Origin of the sequence: Bordetella hinzii LMG 13501, assembly GCF_001548475.1 — a bacterium.
Classification (GTDB): Bacteria; Pseudomonadota; Gammaproteobacteria; order Burkholderiales; family Burkholderiaceae_B; genus Bordetella; species Bordetella hinzii.
This window is the reverse complement of sequence record NZ_LRUJ01000006.1, coordinates 61,617-80,141: the sequence shown is the minus strand read 5'-3', so window position 1 is coordinate 80,141 and position 18,525 is coordinate 61,617. Positions and strand designations below refer to the sequence as shown.

16 protein-coding genes are annotated in these 18,525 nt (G+C 69.4%); 10 read left to right on the top strand and 6 right to left on the bottom strand.

Annotation, left to right across the window (positions count from 1 at the left end; genetic code table 11):
* The first annotated feature begins 9 nt into the window (after positions 1-9).
* The 6 genes from queD (at position 10) to AXA74_RS05920 (ending at position 5,692) form a co-directional block, all read left to right on the top strand.
* A complete protein-coding gene (queD, locus tag AXA74_RS05945) occupies positions 10-456 on the top strand; it encodes a 6-carboxytetrahydropterin synthase QueD (protein ID WP_029580695.1) in 447 nt (148 codons plus the stop codon).
* 133 nt (positions 457-589) lie between these two features.
* The gene (locus AXA74_RS05940; RefSeq protein WP_032955695.1) at positions 590-1,057 is read left to right on the top strand and encodes a MarR family winged helix-turn-helix transcriptional regulator; all 468 of its coding nucleotides are present in this window, start codon (positions 590-592) and stop codon (positions 1,055-1,057) included.
* The gene (locus AXA74_RS05935) at positions 1,054-3,105 is read left to right on the top strand and encodes an FUSC family protein (RefSeq protein ID WP_029580693.1); all 2,052 of its coding nucleotides are present in this window, start codon (positions 1,054-1,056) and stop codon (positions 3,103-3,105) included. The genes AXA74_RS05940 and AXA74_RS05935 overlap by 4 nt, the downstream gene beginning before the upstream one ends.
* A gap of 5 nt (positions 3,106-3,110) precedes the next feature.
* On the top strand, positions 3,111-3,323 hold the full coding sequence (locus tag AXA74_RS05930) for a DUF1656 domain-containing protein (protein WP_029580692.1): 213 nt from the start codon (positions 3,111-3,113) through the stop codon (positions 3,321-3,323).
* A 4-nt stretch (positions 3,324-3,327) separates the two neighbouring features.
* Positions 3,328-4,224: an efflux RND transporter periplasmic adaptor subunit gene (locus AXA74_RS05925; protein ID WP_029580691.1), complete on the top strand. Its 897-nt coding sequence runs from the start codon at positions 3,328-3,330 to the stop codon at positions 4,222-4,224.
* Between the two features lie 40 nt (positions 4,225-4,264).
* Positions 4,265-5,692 (top strand): efflux transporter outer membrane subunit, encoded by a 1,428-nt coding sequence (locus AXA74_RS05920; protein ID WP_029580690.1) that lies wholly within the window; start codon positions 4,265-4,267, stop codon positions 5,690-5,692.
* Positions 5,693-5,716: 24 nt separating this feature from the next.
* Here the strand turns inward: AXA74_RS05920 and ypfH are convergent, their stop codons facing one another.
* Positions 5,717-6,427, bottom strand: coding sequence for an esterase (ypfH, locus tag AXA74_RS05915; RefSeq protein ID WP_029580689.1), 711 nt, complete (start codon positions 6,425-6,427; stop codon positions 5,717-5,719).
* A 57-nt stretch (positions 6,428-6,484) separates the two neighbouring features.
* On the bottom strand, positions 6,485-7,531 hold the full coding sequence (locus AXA74_RS24770) for a methyl-accepting chemotaxis protein (protein ID WP_029580688.1): 1,047 nt from the start codon (positions 7,529-7,531) through the stop codon (positions 6,485-6,487).
* A gap of 246 nt (positions 7,532-7,777) precedes the next feature.
* Here AXA74_RS24770 and imuA point away from each other — a divergent pair, with 246 nt between their 5' ends.
* From imuA to AXA74_RS05895, 3 genes are read left to right on the top strand one after another with little or no spacing between them, the layout of a single operon-like run.
* Entirely contained in the window at positions 7,778-8,485 is a 708-nt protein-coding gene (gene imuA, locus AXA74_RS05905) for a translesion DNA synthesis-associated protein ImuA (protein WP_029580687.1), read from the top strand.
* Positions 8,418-9,869 carry a Y-family DNA polymerase gene (locus AXA74_RS05900; protein WP_032955697.1) on the top strand — a complete coding sequence of 484 codons (1,452 nt, stop codon included), beginning with the start codon at positions 8,418-8,420 and terminating at the stop codon, positions 9,867-9,869. Before imuA ends, AXA74_RS05900 begins: the two co-directional genes overlap by 68 nt.
* Positions 9,870-9,877: 8 nt before the next feature.
* On the top strand, positions 9,878-13,039 hold the full coding sequence (locus AXA74_RS05895; protein ID WP_032979645.1) for an error-prone DNA polymerase: 3,162 nt from the start codon (positions 9,878-9,880) through the stop codon (positions 13,037-13,039).
* 29 nt (positions 13,040-13,068) lie between these two features.
* Here the strand turns inward: AXA74_RS05895 and AXA74_RS05890 are convergent, their stop codons facing one another.
* The 4 genes from AXA74_RS05890 to AXA74_RS05875 form a co-directional block, all read right to left on the bottom strand.
* Positions 13,069-13,590: a DNA-deoxyinosine glycosylase gene (locus tag AXA74_RS05890; RefSeq protein WP_032979646.1), complete on the bottom strand. Its 522-nt coding sequence runs from the start codon at positions 13,588-13,590 to the stop codon at positions 13,069-13,071.
* A complete protein-coding gene (locus AXA74_RS05885; RefSeq protein ID WP_048940066.1) occupies positions 13,580-14,404 on the bottom strand; it encodes an ABC transporter permease in 825 nt (274 codons plus the stop codon). The genes AXA74_RS05890 and AXA74_RS05885 overlap by 11 nt, the downstream gene beginning before the upstream one ends.
* Positions 14,401-15,039: an ABC transporter ATP-binding protein gene (locus AXA74_RS05880; protein ID WP_029580682.1), complete on the bottom strand. Its 639-nt coding sequence runs from the start codon at positions 15,037-15,039 to the stop codon at positions 14,401-14,403. The genes AXA74_RS05885 and AXA74_RS05880 overlap by 4 nt, the downstream gene beginning before the upstream one ends.
* 69 nt (positions 15,040-15,108) lie before the next feature.
* Positions 15,109-16,965, bottom strand: coding sequence for a phosphoenolpyruvate carboxykinase (GTP) (locus AXA74_RS05875; protein ID WP_029580681.1), 1,857 nt, complete (start codon positions 16,963-16,965; stop codon positions 15,109-15,111).
* 297 nt (positions 16,966-17,262) lie between these two features.
* Between AXA74_RS05875 and AXA74_RS05870 the strand changes: the two genes are divergently transcribed.
* Positions 17,263-18,522: a Zn-dependent hydrolase gene (locus AXA74_RS05870; RefSeq protein ID WP_029580680.1), complete on the top strand. Its 1,260-nt coding sequence runs from the start codon at positions 17,263-17,265 to the stop codon at positions 18,520-18,522.
* Positions 18,523-18,525: the final 3 nt, after the last annotated feature.

The following is an 18,525-nucleotide window of genomic DNA, read 5'->3' as shown; positions in this document are numbered from 1 at the left end:
GGGTGGCCGTTGATTTCCGTCACCCGCAGGCTGGAGTTCGATGCCGGCCACCGCATCCCCGATCACCGCAGCCAGTGCCGCAACCTGCATGGCCATCGCTATGTGCTGGAGATCACCCTGACCGGCGACGTCGTGCAGACGCCCGGGCAGTCCGATACCGGCATGGTGATGGACTTCTCCGACATCAAGCACATCGCCAAGACGCATGTGGTCGATGTCTGGGACCATGCCTTCCTGGTCTATGAGGGCGACACGGCCGTGCGCGACTTCCTGGCCACCCTGCCCGGCCACAAGACCGTGGTGCTGGACCGCATCCCGACGGCCGAGAACCTGGCGGCCATCATCTTCGATCAGCTCGCGCCCCATTATCAGGACGCCTACGGCCACCATCTGCGGCTGGCGCGCGTGCGCCTGTTCGAAACCCCCAATTGCTGGGCCGACTGCGACGGCGCCTGAGCCCCCGACCGAAAGCGCCGATCCGGCGCTTTTTTCATTCCTGAGTCAGCTTTCCACCCATAGCCGGAATCCATGGGAATTATTGCGATTTCCTATTTATTAGCTTCCTACTAAATAGGATACAATGCGATTCATGAACACCGATTCCCAACTCATGGCCATGACCGCAAACCTCATGGTGCTCTCGCGCGCCTACCGCAGCGCCGCGGACAAGGCGCTGGCCGACTTCGGCCTGTCCCAGGCCACGGCCTGGCCTGTCATCCTGACCGGCCGCCTGGGCGACGGCGTGCGGCAAGGCGCCCTGGCCGAGGCCCTGGGTGTCGAAGGCCCTTCGCTGGTGCGCGTGCTGGACCACCTCGTGGCCGCCGGCCTGCTGGAGCGCCGCGAGGATGCCCAGGACCGGCGGGCCAAGACGGTGCACCTGACCGCGTCCGGCCAGGCCCTGCGCGAACAGGTCGAGGGCGTGCTGGTGCAGCTGCGCCGCCAGATCTTCAAGGACATTCCCGAAGCGGACCTGGACACCTGCCTGCGCGTCTTCGAGCAGCTCAAGAGCGCCCTGGGACGCGAATCGGCCGTCTCGCGGGAGGATTTCCAGCGATGAAACTGCCCAGCCTCGAAGAGGCCATGTTTTCGCTCAAGTGCTTCGCAGGCGCGATTTCGGCGCTGTACCTGTCGTACAGCATCGGCCTGCCGCGCCCCTTCTGGGCCATGACGACGGCCTATGTCGTCTCGCAGCCCTGGTCGGGCGCCGTGCGCTCCAAGGCGGTGTATCGCCTGGGCGGGACTTTCTTCGGCTCGGCCATGACGGTCTATACCGTGCCCCGCCTGGCGAACTACCCCGTGCTCATGACACTGGCCATGGTGCTCTGGGTCGGCCTTTGCCTGTACATCGCCGTGCTGGACCGCACGCCGCGCTCCTATCTGTTCATGCTGGCCGGCTACACGGCGGCCATGATCGGCTTTCCCAGCGTGAGCGACCCGGCCACGGTGTTCGATACCGCCCTGGCCCGCGTGGAAGAAATCAGCCTGGGCATCATCTGCGCCACCTTGGCGCATAGCCTGGTGTTTCCGCGCGGCATCGGCCGGCCGTTGATGGGCCGGCTGGACGCCACGGTGCGCGATGCCCGCAGCTGGATCCAGGAGGTCATCAAGCGCGTGGGCGAACGCGACGAGAAAAAAGGCGCCAAGGACCGCCGCACGCTGGCCAATGACATCACCCAGCTGCGCCTGATGGCGACCCATGTGCCGTTCGACACCGGCAATATCCGCTGGACGGCCAATGCCCTGGCGGCCATGCAGGACCACATCATCGCCCTGACGCCCGCCGTCTCGGCCGTCGAAGACCGGCTGCAGGCGCTGGCGGCCGCCGGCCGCGAGCTGCCGCCCCCCGTGCGCGCGGTCATGGACGAGATCTCGGCCTGGATGGACAACAGCGCCCATGCCACCCGCGAGCAAGCCGTGCGCCTGCGCGCCGCCCTCACGCGGCTGGCGCCCGCCATCCAGGCCGAATCCGACTGGGACGACGCGCTGCTGACCAGCCTCGTGGTGCGCCTGCGCGAACTGGTCGACACCTATGACGCTTGCCTGGCGCTGCGCCTGGATATCCGCGCCGGCCTGCAAGGCAAGCCGCGGATCTCGGCGCGCCGCCTCACGCGCGGCCCGGCCCTGCACCGCGACCACGGCCTGGCCCTGCTGTCGGCGCTGGCCGCCGGCCTGGCGATCTCGGTGTGCTGCCTGTTCTGGATCGGCACGGCGTGGAGCAATGGGGCCACGGCCGCGCTGATGGCGGCCATCTTCAGCTGTTTCTTCGCCGCCCAGGACGACCCCGTGCCCGGCATCATGCAATTCCTGACCTACACCATCTATTCCATCCCGCTGTCGGCGCTGTATCTGCTGGGCATCATGCCGGCCGTGCATTCTTTCGAGATGCTGGCGCTGTCGCTATTTCCGGTGGCCTTCGTGACCGGCATCTTCCTGGCGCGGCCCACGACGGCGGCCAAGGCCATGGCGGTGTTCTTCGGCTTGACGGGCACGCTGGCCCTGCACGACACCAACACCGCGGACCTGGTGTCCTTCCTGGACACCACGCTGGCCCAGTGTATCGGCGTGGCGCTGGCGGCCATCATCGCCGCGGTCTTTCGCACCGTCAGCGTGGAGTGGAGCGCGCGCCGCCTGCAAAGCGCCAACTGGAAAGAGCTGGCCGCGCTGGCCGGCGCGCACCGCGTGGTCGGACGCCAGGCCTTCGCCGCCCGCCTGCTGGACCGCATCGGCCTGCTGCAGCCGCGCCTGGCCATGGCCAAGCGCCGCGACGACCAGCTGGCCGATGACGCCTTGAAGGATTTGCGCGTGGGCAAGGACATCGCCGAACTGCAGCGCGCGCGGCGCCATCTGCCCGTGGCCGACGCGGCCATCCAGCCGGTGCTGCGCGGCCTGGCCGAGTGTTTCCGCCAACGACTTTCGGGCCAGGACGGCGAACGCTCTCCGGCCTTGTTGACCCATATCGACCGCGCGCTGCAAAGCGTGTGCGCCACGCCCGACTCGGGGCAGGCCGCGCGCGAGCGCGCCGTGGTGGCGCTGGTGGGCATCCGGCGCGCGTTTTTCCCCGATGCCCAGGCTTACCGTCCTCTGATGGCTGTCCAGGAGGGCTGAGAAAAATGATAGGCGAATTCAATTTCTACGGCATTTATTTCCCCTGGCTGCTGGTGCTGGCGCTGCCGGCGCTATTGCTGAGCTGGGTCCTGCGGCGCGTGCTCGCCCGCGCGGGTTTCTATCGCCTCGTCTGGCATCCGGCCCTGTTCGACCTCGCGCTGGCCGTGGTGCTGCTGTATGGCGTCTACCTGATTTCCCCTTATTTCTTCCAGAGATAGCAGTATGAAACTCCCTAACTCGCTCCGTCCGGCCGCGCTCGGCAGATATGCCGTCACCGCGCTTGCCGTGCTCGCCGCGGTCTATGCCGGGTGGCAACTCTGGGTTCACTACGAAGTCGAACCCTGGACCCGCGATGGCCGCGTCAAGGCCTATGTCGTGCAGGTCGCCCCGGATGTGTCCGGCCTGGTGACGGCCGTGCCGGTCCAGGACAACCAGGACGTCAAGGCCGGCGACACCTTGTTCGAGATCGACCGCGCCCGATTCCAGCTGGCCTTCGACCAGGCCGACGCCGCCGTGCGCGCCCAGCAGGTGGCCCGCGAACAGGCCGCGCGCGACGTCAAGCGCAACCGTTCCCTGGGCCAGCTGGTATCGGCCGAGACGCTGGAGCAGAGCCAGACGCGCCTGCAGCAAAGCGAGGCCGCGCTGGCCCAGGCCGAGGTGCAGTTGAATGTCGCCCGCCTGAATCTGCAGCGCAGCCGCGTGCTGGCCGCCGTCGACGGCCGCGTCACCAACCTGGACCTGCGCGTGGGCTCTTATGCCAGCGCCGGGCGGGCCGTGATGGCCCTGGTCGATGCGGGTTCTTTCTACGTCGAGGGGTATTTCGAGGAAACCAAGCTGCCCAATATCCACGAAGGCGATCCGGTGGTGGTCACGCTGATGGGCGAATCGCGGCAGATCCGCGGCCATGTGGAAAGCGTGGCCATGGGCATCGCCGACCGCGACCGCAGCACCAGCGCCAACCTGCTGCCCAATGTGAACCCGACCTTCAACTGGGTGCGGCTGGCCCAGCGCATCCCGGTGCGCGTGCATATCGACGAAGTGCCCGAGGGCGTGCGCCTGGTCGCCGGCCAGACGGCCACCGTGGCCATCGATACCGCGGCCCTGGCCGCCAGGCACTGAGCTGTTCTACCCGACCGATTCTTGAATCCGAAGTCCCGCCATGAATATCCGAACCTTGATCCCGCTGACATTGGCGCTCGCGCTGGCGGGTTGCGGCGCCGTCGGCCCCGACTATCGCGTGCCCGATGACGCGGTGGCCCAGCGGCCCGCGGCGCAAGCGCCCTTCGCCGAAGCCGCCTCCAACCCGCAGCAAGCCCTGCCGCCGCATTGGTGGCGCCTGTACCAGGATCCCGCGCTCGACCAATTGGTCGAAGCGGCGCTGGCGGCCAACACCGACCTGCGCGTGGCCGCCGCCAACCTGGAGCGCACCCAGGCCATGACGCGCGAAGCCCAGGCGCAGCAATCGCCCACGCTGGGCGTGAACGCCTCGCCGACTTTCGGCCATGTCTCGGGCATCCAGGAACTGCAGCCCGATGTCCGCCCGCAGGACCGCTGGTCATATTCCAGCGGCGCCAGCATCTCGTATCAGGTGGATCTCTTCGGCCAGATCCGCCGCGCCATCGAGGCCGCCCGGGGCGATGAACAGGCCGCCCAGGCCGCCTATGACGCCGCCCGCGTGACCGTGGTCGCCGAGACCGCGCGCGCCTATGCCGACCTGTGCTCGGCCGGCATGCAGCTGGCCTCGGCGCGGCACTCGGTGGACGTGCAGCGCGAATCGCTCGATGCCGTGCAGCGTCTGCAGCAGGCCGGACGCGGCACGTCGCTGGACCTGTCGCGCGCGCGCAGCCAGCTGGAACAATTGCAGGCCAATCTGCCGCCCTTCGAGGCCCAGCAACGCACGGCCTTCTATCGCCTGGCCGCCCTGACCGGACGCGCGCCGGCCGAACTGCCGCAGACCCTGCTGCAATGCGCCCAGCCGCCACGCCTGGCGCAGACCATCCCGGTGGGCGATGGCGCGGCGCTGCTGCGCCGCCGTCCCGACATCCGCCAGGCCGAACGCAGCCTGGCCGCCGCCACCGCGCGCATCGGCGTGGCCACGGCCGATCTCTATCCCAAGATCTCGCTGGGCCTGTCCGGCGCCTCGGGCGGCCCGGCCACGATGTTCGGCGACCGCGGCACCTTCAGCTGGAGCGTGGGCCCGCTCATCACGTGGACACTGCCCAATACGGGCGCGGTCCAGGCCCGCATCGCCGAGGCGCAGGCCTCGACCAAGGCGGCGCTGGCCCGTTTTGACGGCACCGTGCTCAATGCCTTGCGCGAAACCGAGAGCGCGCTGGTCACCTATGCGCGCCAGCTGGACCGCGATGCCGCGCTGCGCGCCGCGCGCGACCAGAGCGCCCTGGCCGCGCGCCAGGCGCGGCAGTTGTTCCAGCTCGGCAAGACCGATTATCTGACCGTGCTCGACGCCGAGCGCACGCTGGCCAGCAATGAGAGCGCGCTGGCCGCCTCGCAGGCCAGCCTGTCGACCGACCAGATCGCGCTCTTCCTGGCCCTGGGCGGCGGCTGGGAAACGGATGCGCCGCAATAAAGCGGCGCCAGACACCGCGGCGTCTCAATGCACGGTGCTGCCGTCGGGCGGGGCCTGGTTCAGGCCTAGCGCGGCCTCCCAGCTGCGCAGGGGCACGCAGGTCTGCAAGCGCACGATGCCGCGCTGCACCAGGGCCGGATGCAGCTCATGGCCGACGGAGCTGGCGATGTCGATGGTGGCATCGCCATGCAGCTCGTCGAGCCGCGCGTGGGCGGCCTGGGCAAGCGCCACCGGCATGACCGGATCGGTCGCGCCGTGCAGGATGTGGATGGTGGTGTATTGCGGCGGGGCCTTGGGCAGCTGGGCATAGCGGCCCGAGAACGCCAGCACCCGCCCGGCCAGGCCTTCGTGGGCCTGCACGGCCTCCAGCGCCATGATGGCGCCCTGCGAGAACCCCGCCAGGGCGGTATCCGATTGCAGCAGGCCCAGGCGCTGCTGCTGCGCCTGGATATAGGCCACCAGCGGCGGCAGGGCCGCCGCCACGCGCGCCACGCGGTTTTCCTCGGTGACGCCGCGCACCGAAAACCACTGCCGGCCGGCGCCGCCGCCGTCAAACGGCTCGGTGCCGGCCGGGATCAGCACGGCCGAGGCCGGGAAGGCCTGGCGGATGGCCAGGGCCATGCTTTCCAGGCCGTCCGGCGTGCCGCCCACGCCGTGCAACAGGATGAAGAGCTGTTTAACGTCGATTTGCGGCTCGGGCAGGAACTCGATGGCGGTGCCGACGGGTGTATTCATGATGCGGATCCGGTGTCGCTCGGGGCAAGGCCCCATGAGTTCCCATTCTATCCCCGCTCATTCGAATTCGCGGCGCGGGTGCTGGACGATGACCCCGTACCAGCCCAGGCCGGGGTAGGTTTCATAACCCGGCGTGAGCGCATAGCCCACCATACTGCGATCGGCGTTCTGGTAATAGCCGCGAGGCTGTCCTTCATTGCGCAGCAGGCAGCGCTCCTTGAGCAGGCCCTGGCCATCCGAGGCGGCGATGACGCGATCCTTGCTGTCGACCAGCATGCAGCGCGTGCGGCGCCATTCTTCCTCGCTCAGGCCCACCGAGCGCACGATGGTATCGGCCTGCTGCGCCCAGTCGAAGAAGATACCCAGCACACCCAGCGGCTCGCCGTCGCGGTCGGCCCCGGCGCGCACCGCCGTGGCATAGGTGGCGACCTGGGCGTTGTCCAGGAGCGGTTCGCAATGGATGTCGAGCGCGGCGTAATCGCCGCCGCTGGCGGTGGCCATGCCGCGGCGGAACCACTCGGCCTGCGACACGTCGGCGCCCATCACGCGCGGATAGCGCCCGGGGCGGCCGCTGGCCACCACCCTCCCCCGCGCATCGGCGACCCAGAGATCGAGATAGACGGTGTAGCTGTCCAGGATGACGCCCAGCCGCTCGCTGGCGTGGCGGGCGCCCTGGCCGGACGACAGCAGGTCGACCAGCGAGGAATCGGTGGCCCACCAGCGCACATCGCAGGAACGCTCATAGAGGTTACGGTCCATGGTCTCTATCATGTTCAAGGCCAGGTCGCCCAGGCGCCGGCCTTCATGGCCGCGGATTTCCTGCAAGGTGTGCTCGCCGATGCGGATCAGGTCGGCAATCGAGCCGGCCAGCTCCTGTTTCAGGGCATCGGCGATGCTGGTGATCTGCTCGGAGACAAATTGCACCTGGTTGGCCACGACCGCGAAGCCGCGTCCCGCCTCCCCGGAACGCGCGGCCTCGATGCGGGCGTTCAGGGAGAGGTATTTGGCTTGCTGATTGATGTCGACGATGCTGGAGATCTTGTCATTGGAGATTTTTTCCACGCGGCGCGAAAGCTCGACGATCTTCTCGGGAAGGTGGGCCATGATGACTGCTCCTCTTGCAGGGTGAGTGGAAACAGATAAGCCTCCCCAAGCAGGAAGCGTGCCAAGCCGGACCCGGCGCATCGCCTTCCTCTTCCGCCCCTCTTTCGCCTCCCCTTTGGAGCACGGCGCGGGCCCGGGCCTCCCGACTTTGGCGCAGCCATTTGGCACCATTTTGGTGCCGACCGGCTTGGCGGCTTTCCGGTATGATTTACTGTATATTCATACAGTAATACAGGAACACCGGCCATGCCGTCGCCCGAACATATCCACCCCGCGCTCTGGCGGGCCACGCAGCTGGCCCGGGCCCGCGCGCGCGTGGTGCCCACGGGCCACGCCGAGCTGTCCGCGCAATTGCCCGAAGGCGGCTGGCCCCTGGGCTGCCTGACCGAATTGCTCCTGCCTCATGCCGGCAGCGGCGAACTGCGCCTTGTGTCCACGGCCATCGCCGGACGCGGCGATGAGCGCCCGGTCGCCCTGGTGCAGCCGCCCTTCACGCCGCATATCGCCGCCTGGCGGCAATGGCGGCTCGCGCCCGAGCGCCTGCTGTGGGTGGCGCCGGCCAAGGCGGGCGACGCCTTGTGGGCCGCCGAACAGATCCTCAAGCACGCCAGCTGCGCGGCCCTGCTGTGCTGGCTGCCCCAGGCCCGCCCCGAGTCCCTGCGCCGGCTGCATCTGGCCGCCCAGGCCAGCGACACGCTGTTCTTCGCGCTGCGCCCGGCCCAGGCCGCGCACAGCGCCTCGCCCGCGCCGCTGCGGCTGGCGCTGGCGCCGGCGCCCGGCGGCCTGTCCATACATATTCTCAAGCGCCGCGGCCCGGTGTGCGAGACACCGATTTTCCTGCCGCTGGACGGGTCTGCCCCCCGCGCGGCCCACGTCATGGCTTCTCATGCGACTCTGGATCGCCATCCATCTCCATCATCTGTCTCTGGACAGCGTGCAAGCCCGGTGGCCTGAGCCCGGCCATTGCTGCGCCATCCTGGAGCAGGAGCGCATCGTCGCGCTTTCGCCGGCGGCCTGCCGGGCGGGCTTGGAGATCGGCATGCGGCGCGCCAGCGCCCTGGTCTTGGCGCCCGGGGCCGAACTGCTGGCGCGCGATGCGCACGCCGAGACGCGCCGCCTGCACGAGGCCGCGCTGGCCCTGCTGCAATACACCCCGCAGCTGGCGCTGCGCGAACCCGACAGCCTGCTGCTGGATGTCGGCGCCAGCCTGCAGCTGTTTCGCGGCCCCCGGGCCCTGGCCCGGCGCGTGCGGGCCAGCCTGGCCGCGCTCGGGCTGCATGGCCGGCTGGGCATGGGGCCGACGGCCCAGGGCGCCTGGCTCCTGGCCCGGGGCGCGGCCGCCGGCGCCTTGCGCCTGGACAGCCTGGCGCGCCGCCTGGACCCGCTGCCCTTGGCCCTGCTGCCCGAAACCCAGCCTCAGGCCGCGTGGCTGCAAGGCCTGGGCTGCAACAGCCTGGCCGATGTGCGCGCCCTGCCGCGGGGCGGCCTGCAACGCCGCGCCGGCCCCGCCTTGCTGCTGGCGCTGGACCGCGCCTATGGGCAGGCCAGCGAAGCGCATTGCTGGTTCGAGCCGCCGCCGCGCTTTGCCGCCCGCCTCGAACTCATGGACTACGTCGAGCATACCCATGCCCTGATGGACGTGGCCGCCCGGCTGACCGAGCAGCTCAGCGGCTGGCTGCATGGCCGCCGGCGCGCCGTGCGCGCCATCACGCTCGCGCTCGAACACGAACGCGGCCGCCGCGCCCGTCCGCCTTCGCTGCTCACCCTGGCCATGGCCGAGCCGGTCTGGCACAGCCGCCATCTGCTGGGCCTGCTGCGCGAACGCCTGGACCGCCTTGAACTGGCCGCGCCCGTCATCGCCGTGGCCTTGTCCGCGCATGAAACCGTCGAGCCCGAGGCGGTCAGCGATACGCTCTTCCCCGAACCGGGCGGCAATGCCGCCGACCATGCCCGCCTGCTGGATCTGCTGGCCGCGCGCCTGGGACCGGAGGCCGTGCGCCAGCCCGCGCCCCAGGCCGACCATCGCCCCGAAGTCGCCAATCACTGGCAACCCGCCCATCACCGCGCCCGTGTGCGCGATAGCCAGCCCGCCGGCCCCCTGGACCGTCCCTTCTGGCTGGTCGAGCCCGCCCGCGCCCTGGCCGAGCGCGGCCATCGCCCTGTCTACCAGGGCCAGCCCCTGCGCCTGCTGCGCGGCCCCGAACGCATCGAAAGCGGCTGGTGGGACGCCGCGCAGACCCAGCGCGATTACTTCGTGGCCGAAGACGAGGCCGGCGCCCGCTATTGGCTGTACCGCGAGCATGGCGAACGCTGGTTCCTGCACGGGTTGTACGCCTAGATAGCGCCATGGCCACCGATTTGCCCGCCTCCTTGCTGCCCGCCTACGCCGAACTGGATTGCCAATCCAATTTCAGCTTTCTCACGGGCGCCTCGCATCCCGAAGAGCTGGTCGAACGCGCCGTGAAACTCGGCTATACGGCGCTGGCCATCACCGATGAGTGCTCGCTGGCCGGGGTGGTGCGCGCCCATGTCGAGGCCGCCAAGCACCGGGACCTGCAGCTCATCATCGGCAGCCGCCTGTCGCTGGACAACGGCACGCACGCGCCGATCGAACTCGTCCTGCTGGCCCAGGACAAGGACGGCTATGGCAATCTGGCCGAACTCATCACCCTGGGCCGCTGCCGCGCCGAGAAAGGCCGTTATCTGCTGCGCCCCGCCGACCTGGTCGGCGCCCAGGCCTCGCGCGGCATACCGGGCTGTCTTGCCATCCTCACGCCCGCCTATGGCCAGCCTCCCGCCGAGATGGCCGCGCAGGCGCAATGGCTGGCGCGCCACTTCCGGGGCCGTGCCTGGGTCGGCCTGTCGCAATTGCAGCGCTCGCGCGATGACCTGCACCGCGCCGCCGTGCAGGCCGCCGCGCAATCGGCCGGCCTGCCCGTGGTGGCCATCGGCCAGGTGCAGATGCATGTGCGCTCGCGCAAGCCCGTGCACGACACGCTGGCCGCCATCCGCAGCGGCCGCAGCGTGGCGCAATGCGGTTATGACCTGGCCGCCAATGCCGAGCGCCACCTGCGTTCGCGCCTGCGCCTGGCCGGGCTCTATCCGGCGGCCGCCCTGGCCGAGACCCAGGTCATCGCGCAGCGCTGCGATTTCTCCTTGGACGAAATCCGCTACGAATACCCCGACGAAATCGTGCCGGCCGGCCATACGCCCACCTCCTATCTGCGCCACGCCACCTACGAAGGCGCGGCCGGACGCTTTCCCGGCGGGATTCCCGAATCGGTGCGGGGGCTCATCGAGAAAGAACTCGCGCTGATCGCCGAGCTGCAATACGAAGCCTATTTCCTGACCGTGCACGACATCGTGCGCCATGCGCGCAGCCGGGGCATTCTCTGCCAGGGGCGCGGCTCGGCGGCCAATTCGGCGGTCTGCTACTGCCTGGGCATCACGGCGGTGGATCCCAGCAAGGGCAATGCGCTGTTCGAGCGCTTCATCAGCAAAGAACGCAATGAGCCGCCCGATATCGATGTGGATTTCGAGCACCAGCGCCGCGAAGAAGTCATCCAGTACATCTATGGCAAATACGGCCGCCCGCGCGCCGCGCTGACGGCGGTGGTCATCACCTACCGGCCGCGCAGCGTGCTGCGCGACACCGGCCGCGCACTCGGCCTGGACCCGGCCATCATCGACGCCGTGGCGCGCGCCCATCAATGGTGGGACGGCAAAAAGGAAATGCTGCGCACCCTGGGCCAGTGCGGGCTGGACCCGGGTTCGCGCGTGGCCCGGCAATGGGCCATCCTGGCCGAAACCCTGATCGGCTTTCCCCGCCACCTGTCGCAGCATCCCGGCGGTTTCGTCATCTCGCGCGGCAAGCTCTCGCGGCTGGTGCCGATCGAGAACGCCGCCATGGAAGGCCGCAGCGTGGTGCAGTGGGACAAGGACGATCTCGACGCTCTCAATCTGCTGAAGGTCGATGTGCTGGCCCTGGGCATGCTGTCCATGCTGCGGCGCGCGCTCGAGATGGCCGGCCGGCGGCGCGGCGCCCCGCTGGAGCTGCACCAGATCCCGCAAGACGACACGCCCACCTATGACATGATCTGCCGCGCCGACACCGTGGGCACCTTCCAGATCGAATCGCGCGCGCAGATGAGCATGCTGCCGCGCCTGCAGCCGCGCTGCTACTACGACCTGGTGGTGCAGGTGGCCATCGTGCGCCCCGGCCCCATCCAGGGCGGCATGGTTCACCCCTATCTGCGCCGCCGCCAGCGCAAGGAAGACATCGTCTCTCCCGGCAAGGCCGTCGAAGCGGTGCTCGCGCGCACCATGGGCGTGCCCATCTTCCAGGAGCAGGTCATGCAGATCGCCGTGGCCGCCGCCGGCTTCACGCCGGGCGAGGCCGACCAGTTGCGGCGCTCGATGGCGGCATGGCGGCGCAAGGGCGGGGTCGACAAATTCCGCCAGAAGCTCATCAACGGCCTGCTCAAGAACCAATACAGCCTGGAATTCGCCCAAGCGCTGTTCCGCCAGATCGAGGGGTTTGGCGAATATGGCTTTCCGGAAAGCCATGCCGCCAGCTTCGCCCAGCTGGCCTATGCCAGCGCCTGGCTCAAATGCCATGAACCCGAAGCCTTTCTTGCCGCGCTGTTGAATTCCCAGCCCATGGGCTTTTACGCGCCCGCGCAATTAGTGCAGGATGCCCGCCGCCATGGCGTGACGGTGCTGCCGGTCGACATCACCCAAAGCCGCTGGGAAGCCTCGTTCAAGGCCCTGCCCGGCCAGGCCCGTCCGGCCGTGCGCCTGGGCCTGAACCAGGTCAATGGCCTGAAGGAAGCCGCGGGGCTGCGCATCGAGGCCGCCCGCCAGCAACAGCCCTATGCCGACATCGCCGACCTGGGGCGGCGCGCCGGCCTGAACCGCCAGGAGCTCGACGCCCTGGCGGCCGCCGACGCCCTGCGCCCGCTGGCCGGGCATCGCCGCCAGGCCCGCTGGCAATCCGCCGCCGGCGTGCATAGCCGCGACCTGCTGCGCGACGCGCCCATCCATGAAACCGAACGCCCCCGGCTGGCCGCCCCCTCCGAAGGCCAGACCATCGTGGCCGACTACGACAGCACCGGGCTGACCTTGAATCGCCATCCGGTCTCGCTGCTGCGCGCCCAGCTGGCCGCCCGCCGCTTCGAGCCGGCCGAGGTACTCAATACCTATCCGGACCGCCGCCTGGCGCGCGCCTGCGGCATCGTCACCGTGCGCCAGCGCCCCCAGACCGCCAAGGGCACCATCTTCGTCACCATCGAAGACGAAACCGGTCCGGTCAACGTGGTGGTCCGCAACGACCTCATCGAGCGCCAGCGCCGCGAACTGCTGGGCGCCGTGCTGCTCGGCGTCTATGGCACCTGGCAAAACGTCGACAACGTCCGCAACCTCGTGGCGCAGCGGCTGGTGGACCTGTCCGCCCTATTGCAGCAGCTCGACGAAGACGGCCTGCAAGCGCGAAGCCGGAATTTTCATTGACCCCCCAAGGCGCCTGACAGCCGCCAGGTCTACCCCAACAACCTCCGCCAGGCTTGCTGCTTGCCCTCGAAGCCTAGCGCGGCGTGGGCGGGGCTGGTCGAGGGCAGCGCCACCACGCGCAGGCCGCCGTCGCGGCCGGCCAGCATGGGCGTGACGTGGCGGCGGTAGAGCTGGGCCGCCTTGGCGCCGTTCAAGCCGATGACTTCGAGCCGGGGATGGCGGGCCAGAAAGCCGGCGAAGTCATTGGGCACGGCGCTGGCCGCGACAATGGCCGAATCCAGGCTGCCGGGCCGCTCGCAGGCGGCCAGCACGTCCCACAAGGCCACGCCCGCCTCCTGCAAGGCCCGCAGGCGGTCTTCGTAGGGGGCTTCGGCGTTCACGCCGAACAAGGCTTGGGCGATGCGCCAGAAGGCATTGCGCGCGTGGGCGTAATACTCGCCGCGCGCCAGTGAGACCGCGCCCGGCATGGTGCCCAGGATGAGGATGCGCGCATCGGCGCGGGCCGCCGGCGCAAAGCCCCGCAGCGGCGGCACGGCGGCCTCAGCGCGCATGCAGGCGGTCCAGGCGCAGGCGCCCGCGTCCGTCGCTCAGGCGGCGCAGCGCCGCCCAGGACACGCCGATGGCCGCCAGGCCGCTGGCGCCGCACAGCAGGAAGAGAATGAGGATCTGGTACTTCACGGCCTCGACGGGATCCATGCCGGCGATGATCTGGCCCGTCATGATGCCGGGCAGCGTGATGATGCCGGCCGCCGCCATCTGGTTGATCGACGGCACCAGGCCGCGCCGCACGGATTCGCGCATGAGCACTGCGAAGGCCTGCCGCGGCGTGGCGCCCAGCGCGATGCGGGCCTCGATGGCGGCGCGTTCGCGGCGCACGCCGACCAGCATATTGTCCAGCGCCAGGCTGCCGGCATTGAGCACGCTGCCCAGCACGATGCCGACCAGCGAAATCAGATAACGCGGGTCGTACCAGGGATCGGGCCGCAGCGCGGTGCTGAGGATGAACAGCGCGGTGACCGCCGTGGTGCTGACCACGGCCAGCGCGCCGATGCGTAGATTGCCCGCCGCGCTCAGGCGTTCGGCGGGCCGGGCCGCGACTTCGCGCGCGGCCAGCCCCATCATGATCAATACCACGATCGTGGTGAGCCATGGCGCGGCGTTGGCGAAGACCACGCGCAGGATGTGGCCGACCAGCAGCAGCTGCACCACGGTGCGCGCGGCCGCCCACAGGATGCTGCGCTCCATGCGCAGCCGCAGGCCCAGCGAAATCAGGGCGCTCAAGGCCACCAGCGATGCGGCGATGACCAGGTCGCTGGCCTGTAGCGTGAGCACGCCCTGCACGGCGGGCTGGGTCAGGCTGTTCATTGCGGCTCCAGCCGGTGGTTGCGCACCAGGTAGTGCCGGCTCGCCAGCCGCTGCGCCTGGGCGGGATTGTGCGTGACCATCAGGGCCGTCATGCCGCCGGCCAGCGAGCGCCGGATCAGGTCCTCGACGCGCTCGGTGGCGGCCTCGTCCAGCGAAGCCGTGGGCTCGTCGAGCAGGATGACGGGCGGCCGGTCGCGCAAGGCGCGCGCCAGGCCCAGGCGCTGCCGCTCGCCGGTGGACAGTTCGTTGATCTGCGCCTGCAGGATGTCCTGGCGCAGGCCCAGCGCCTCGAACAGGCCTTCCAGGGCCGCGGCATCCATGCCCGGCCCGGGCGCGAAATGCGGCGCCACGGCGTCGTCCCACCAACCGGCCTCGGCCTGGCAATAACGCACGAGCCGGCGCCAGGCCGGCCCCGGCATGCTGGCGCGCGCCACGCCATCGAGCCAGATGTCGCCCTGCCCGGGGTCCAGGTCGGCGACCTGGCGCAGGAAAAGGGATTTGCCGGCGCCCGAGGCGCCCATGATGGAGAGGCACTCGCCGCGCGCCAGGTCCAGGTCGACCGGAACGAAACCGGCGGGCGCCACGCCACGCAGACAGAGATAGCCGCCCTTGGGCGGCAAGGACGAAACGCTCATGGCAGGAAAACGGTGACGCGGGACATGGACGGCATTATGCCGCCCTGCCCCGCATCCGGCCAGCCGGGCTCAGGCCGCCAGGCGGCGCTCGATCTCCGACTTGGTATGCGACAGCGCCGGCGGCAGGCCGCGGGCCAGCTGCTCGAAGAGCTCGCCATGCAGGCCCAGCTCTTCGCGCCAGGCCGGCGCATCCACCGAAATCACCTGCTGGAACTGGTCGGGCGTGAATTCCAGGCCGGTCCAGTCGATATCGCCATAGGCCGGCGAAATGCCGAAGACCTGCTCCTGGCCGCCGGCCTCGCCGTCCAGGCGGCCCAGCATCCACTTCAGCACGCGCATATTCTCGCCAAAGCCCGGCCAGACGAACTTGCCGTCCGGGCCCTTGCGGAACCAGTTCACGCAATAGATGCGCGGCAGCTTGGCGCCGGCATCGGACAGCCGTTGGCCCACGGTGAGCCAGTGGTTGAAGTAGTCGGCCATGTTGTAGCCGCAGAACGGCAGCATGGCGAAGGGATCGCGGCGCACCACGCCCTGCTTGCCCGCGGCCGCGGCCGTGGTCTCCGAGCCCATGGTGGCGGCCATGTAGACGCCTTCGACCCAGTCGCGCGCCTCGGTCACCAGGGGCACCGTGGTCGAGCGGCGGCCGCCGAAGATGAAGGCGTCGATCGCCACGCCCTGCGGGTTTTCCCATTCCGGATCGATGGACGGGCACTGCGAGGCCGGGGCAGTGAAACGCGCATTCGGATGGGCCGCCTTGCGGCCGGTCTCGCGCGCGATCTCGGGCGTCCAGTCCTGGCCCTGCCAGTCGATCAGATGCGCCGGCGGCGTGTCGGTCATGCCTTCCCACCACACGTCGCCGTCATCGGTCAGCGCCACGTTGGTGAAGATGACATTGGCCTTGAGCGTGGCCATGGCATTGAAGTTGGTCTTCTCGCTAGTGCCCGGGGCCACGCCGAAATAGCCGGCTTCGGGGTTGATGGCGCGCAGGCGGCCGTCGGCGCCCGGCTTGATCCAGGCGATGTCGTCGCCGATGGTGGTGACTTTCCAGCCATCCATGCCCGCCGGCGGGATCAGCATGGCGAAGTTGGTCTTGCCGCAGGCCGAGGGGAAGGCGGCGGCCACATGATATTTGCGGCCCTTGGGCGAGGTCACGCCCAGAATCAGCATGTGCTCGGCCAGCCAGCCTTCGTCGCGGCCCATGGTCGAGGCGATGCGCAGCGCGAAGCACTTCTTGCCCAGCAGCGCATTGCCGCCGTAGCCCGAGCCGAAGCTCCAGATCTCGCGGGTCTCGGGATAGTGGACGATGTACTTGACCGGATTGCAGGGCCAGGCCACGTCGGCCTCGCCGGCGGCCAGCGGCTTGCCCACGCTGTGCACGCAGGGCACGAACTCGCCGTCGGCGCCCAGCACATCCCACACCGCGCGGCCCATGCGGGTCATGATGCGCATGTTCACGGCCACATAGGGGCTGTCGGAAAGCTCGACGCCGATATGGGCGATGGGCGAGCCCAGCGGGCCCATGGAGAACGGCACCACGTACAGGGTGCGGCCGCGCATGGCGCCTTCGAACAGGCCTTGCAGCGTGGCGCGCATCTCGGCGGGCGCGGCCCAGTTATTGGTCGGGCCGGCGTCTTCCTCGCGTTCGGAGCAGATGAAGGTGCGGTCTTCGACACGGGCGACGTCGGAGGGATCGGACCAGGCAAGATAGGAATTGGGGCGCTTCTCGGCGTTCAGGCGGCGCATGGTACCGGCCTGCACCATCTGCTCGCACAGGCGGTCGTATTCCTCTTGCGAGCCGTCGCACCAAACCACGCGCTCGGGTTGCGTCAAGGCGACCACGCTCTGTACCCAGTCGATCAAGCGGGCGTGCTTGACATAGGACGGGACATTCAGCGGCGGCAGTTTGACCTCGGCGGTTTGCGTCATACGGTAAATCTCCTGGAGATGGCTAAGGATGCTGCGCGGCGCCGTTGCGGGCGCCGCGAAAAAAACGTGGCCCGGCGGACCAGGTCCCCGGGCAATGCGGCCATCATACTTGGGAGAATGCGGGCCGACCAAGCGACTTCACCGCCATTTACCCCTGGATACTACGGGTTTACCCCAGGAAATCCCGCGATTTTCGGCCGATTCCACGTCCGCCCGCCGGGCGGCATGGCGGCGTCGGGCGCCCGCGTCGGCTATGACATAATCGGCCAGCCTTCGGGCCCTCTCTTTTTTCCGCATATGAGCATCCCTGTTTTCCCTCCCCTGAACGCCGAGCGCCTGTGGGCGCGTGTCGAAACCCTCTCGCGCATGACGCTGCCCGGCCAGCCCTGGACCCGCCGCGCCTTCAGCCCGCTGTTCGACCAGGCGCGCGCCTGGCTGCGCGGCGAATTCGAGGCCGCGGGCCTGGCCTGCCGCATCGACGCCGGCGGCAACCTGGTCGGCCGGATGGCCGGCCGCGATGCCTCGAAAAAACCCCTGGTCACCGGCTCGCATTGCGACACCGTGCCCGAGGGCGGCCGCTTCGACGGCATCATCGGCGTGCTGGCGGGCATCGAGGTGGCCCATACGCTGAAAGATCACGGCCTGACGCTGGCCCACCCCTTCGAGGTCATTGATTTCCTGTCCGAAGAGCCCAGCGACTACGGCATTTCCTGTGTCGGCAGCCGCGCCATCAGCGGCCATCTCACGCCGGACATGCTGGCCGCCCGCAACCCCGAGGGCGAAACCCTGGCGCAAGGCATCGCCCGCGCCGGCGGCGATCCGGCCGCGCTGGGCCGCGCCTTGCGCGGCCCGGGCGAGACGGCCGCCTTCGTCGAACTGCATATCGAACAGGGGCCGGTGCTGGAAACGCGCGGCCTGCCCATCGGCGTGGTCAGCAATATCGTCGGCATCCGGCGCTCGCGCATCGTGGTGCAGGGCCGGCCCGACCATGCCGGCACCACGCCCATGGACATCCGCCGTGACGCCCTGGTGGGCGCGGCGCGCGTCATCGACGCGGCCCATCGCCGCGCCAGCGGACTGGCCGGCAAGCCGCACTATGTCGTGGCCACCGTGGGGCACCTGACGCTCACGCCCAACGCGGCCAACGCCGTGCCCGGCCGGGTCGACATGACACTTGAGGTGCGCAGCGACAGCCACGAGGTGCTCGATGCCTTCACCCCGGCCGTGCTGCAAAGCGTGGCGGCCGACCTCGCGGCGCTGCGCCTGACGATACAGGCCGAGCCGCTGTCGCGCGCCGAACCCACCGATTGCACGCCCCTGGTGATGGACGCGGTGCGCAGCGCCGCCCAGGCCCTGGGCTACGCCACCCTGACGCTGCCCAGCGGGGCGGGCCACGATGCCATGTACATGGCGCCCACCGGCCCCATGGGCATGATCTTCATTCCCTGCCTGGACGGCCGCAGCCACTGCCCCGAAGAATGGATCACGCCCGCGCAGCTGCTCGACGGCACGCGCGTGCTCTACCAGACCCTGCTCGAACTGGACAAACTGCCCTGAAAT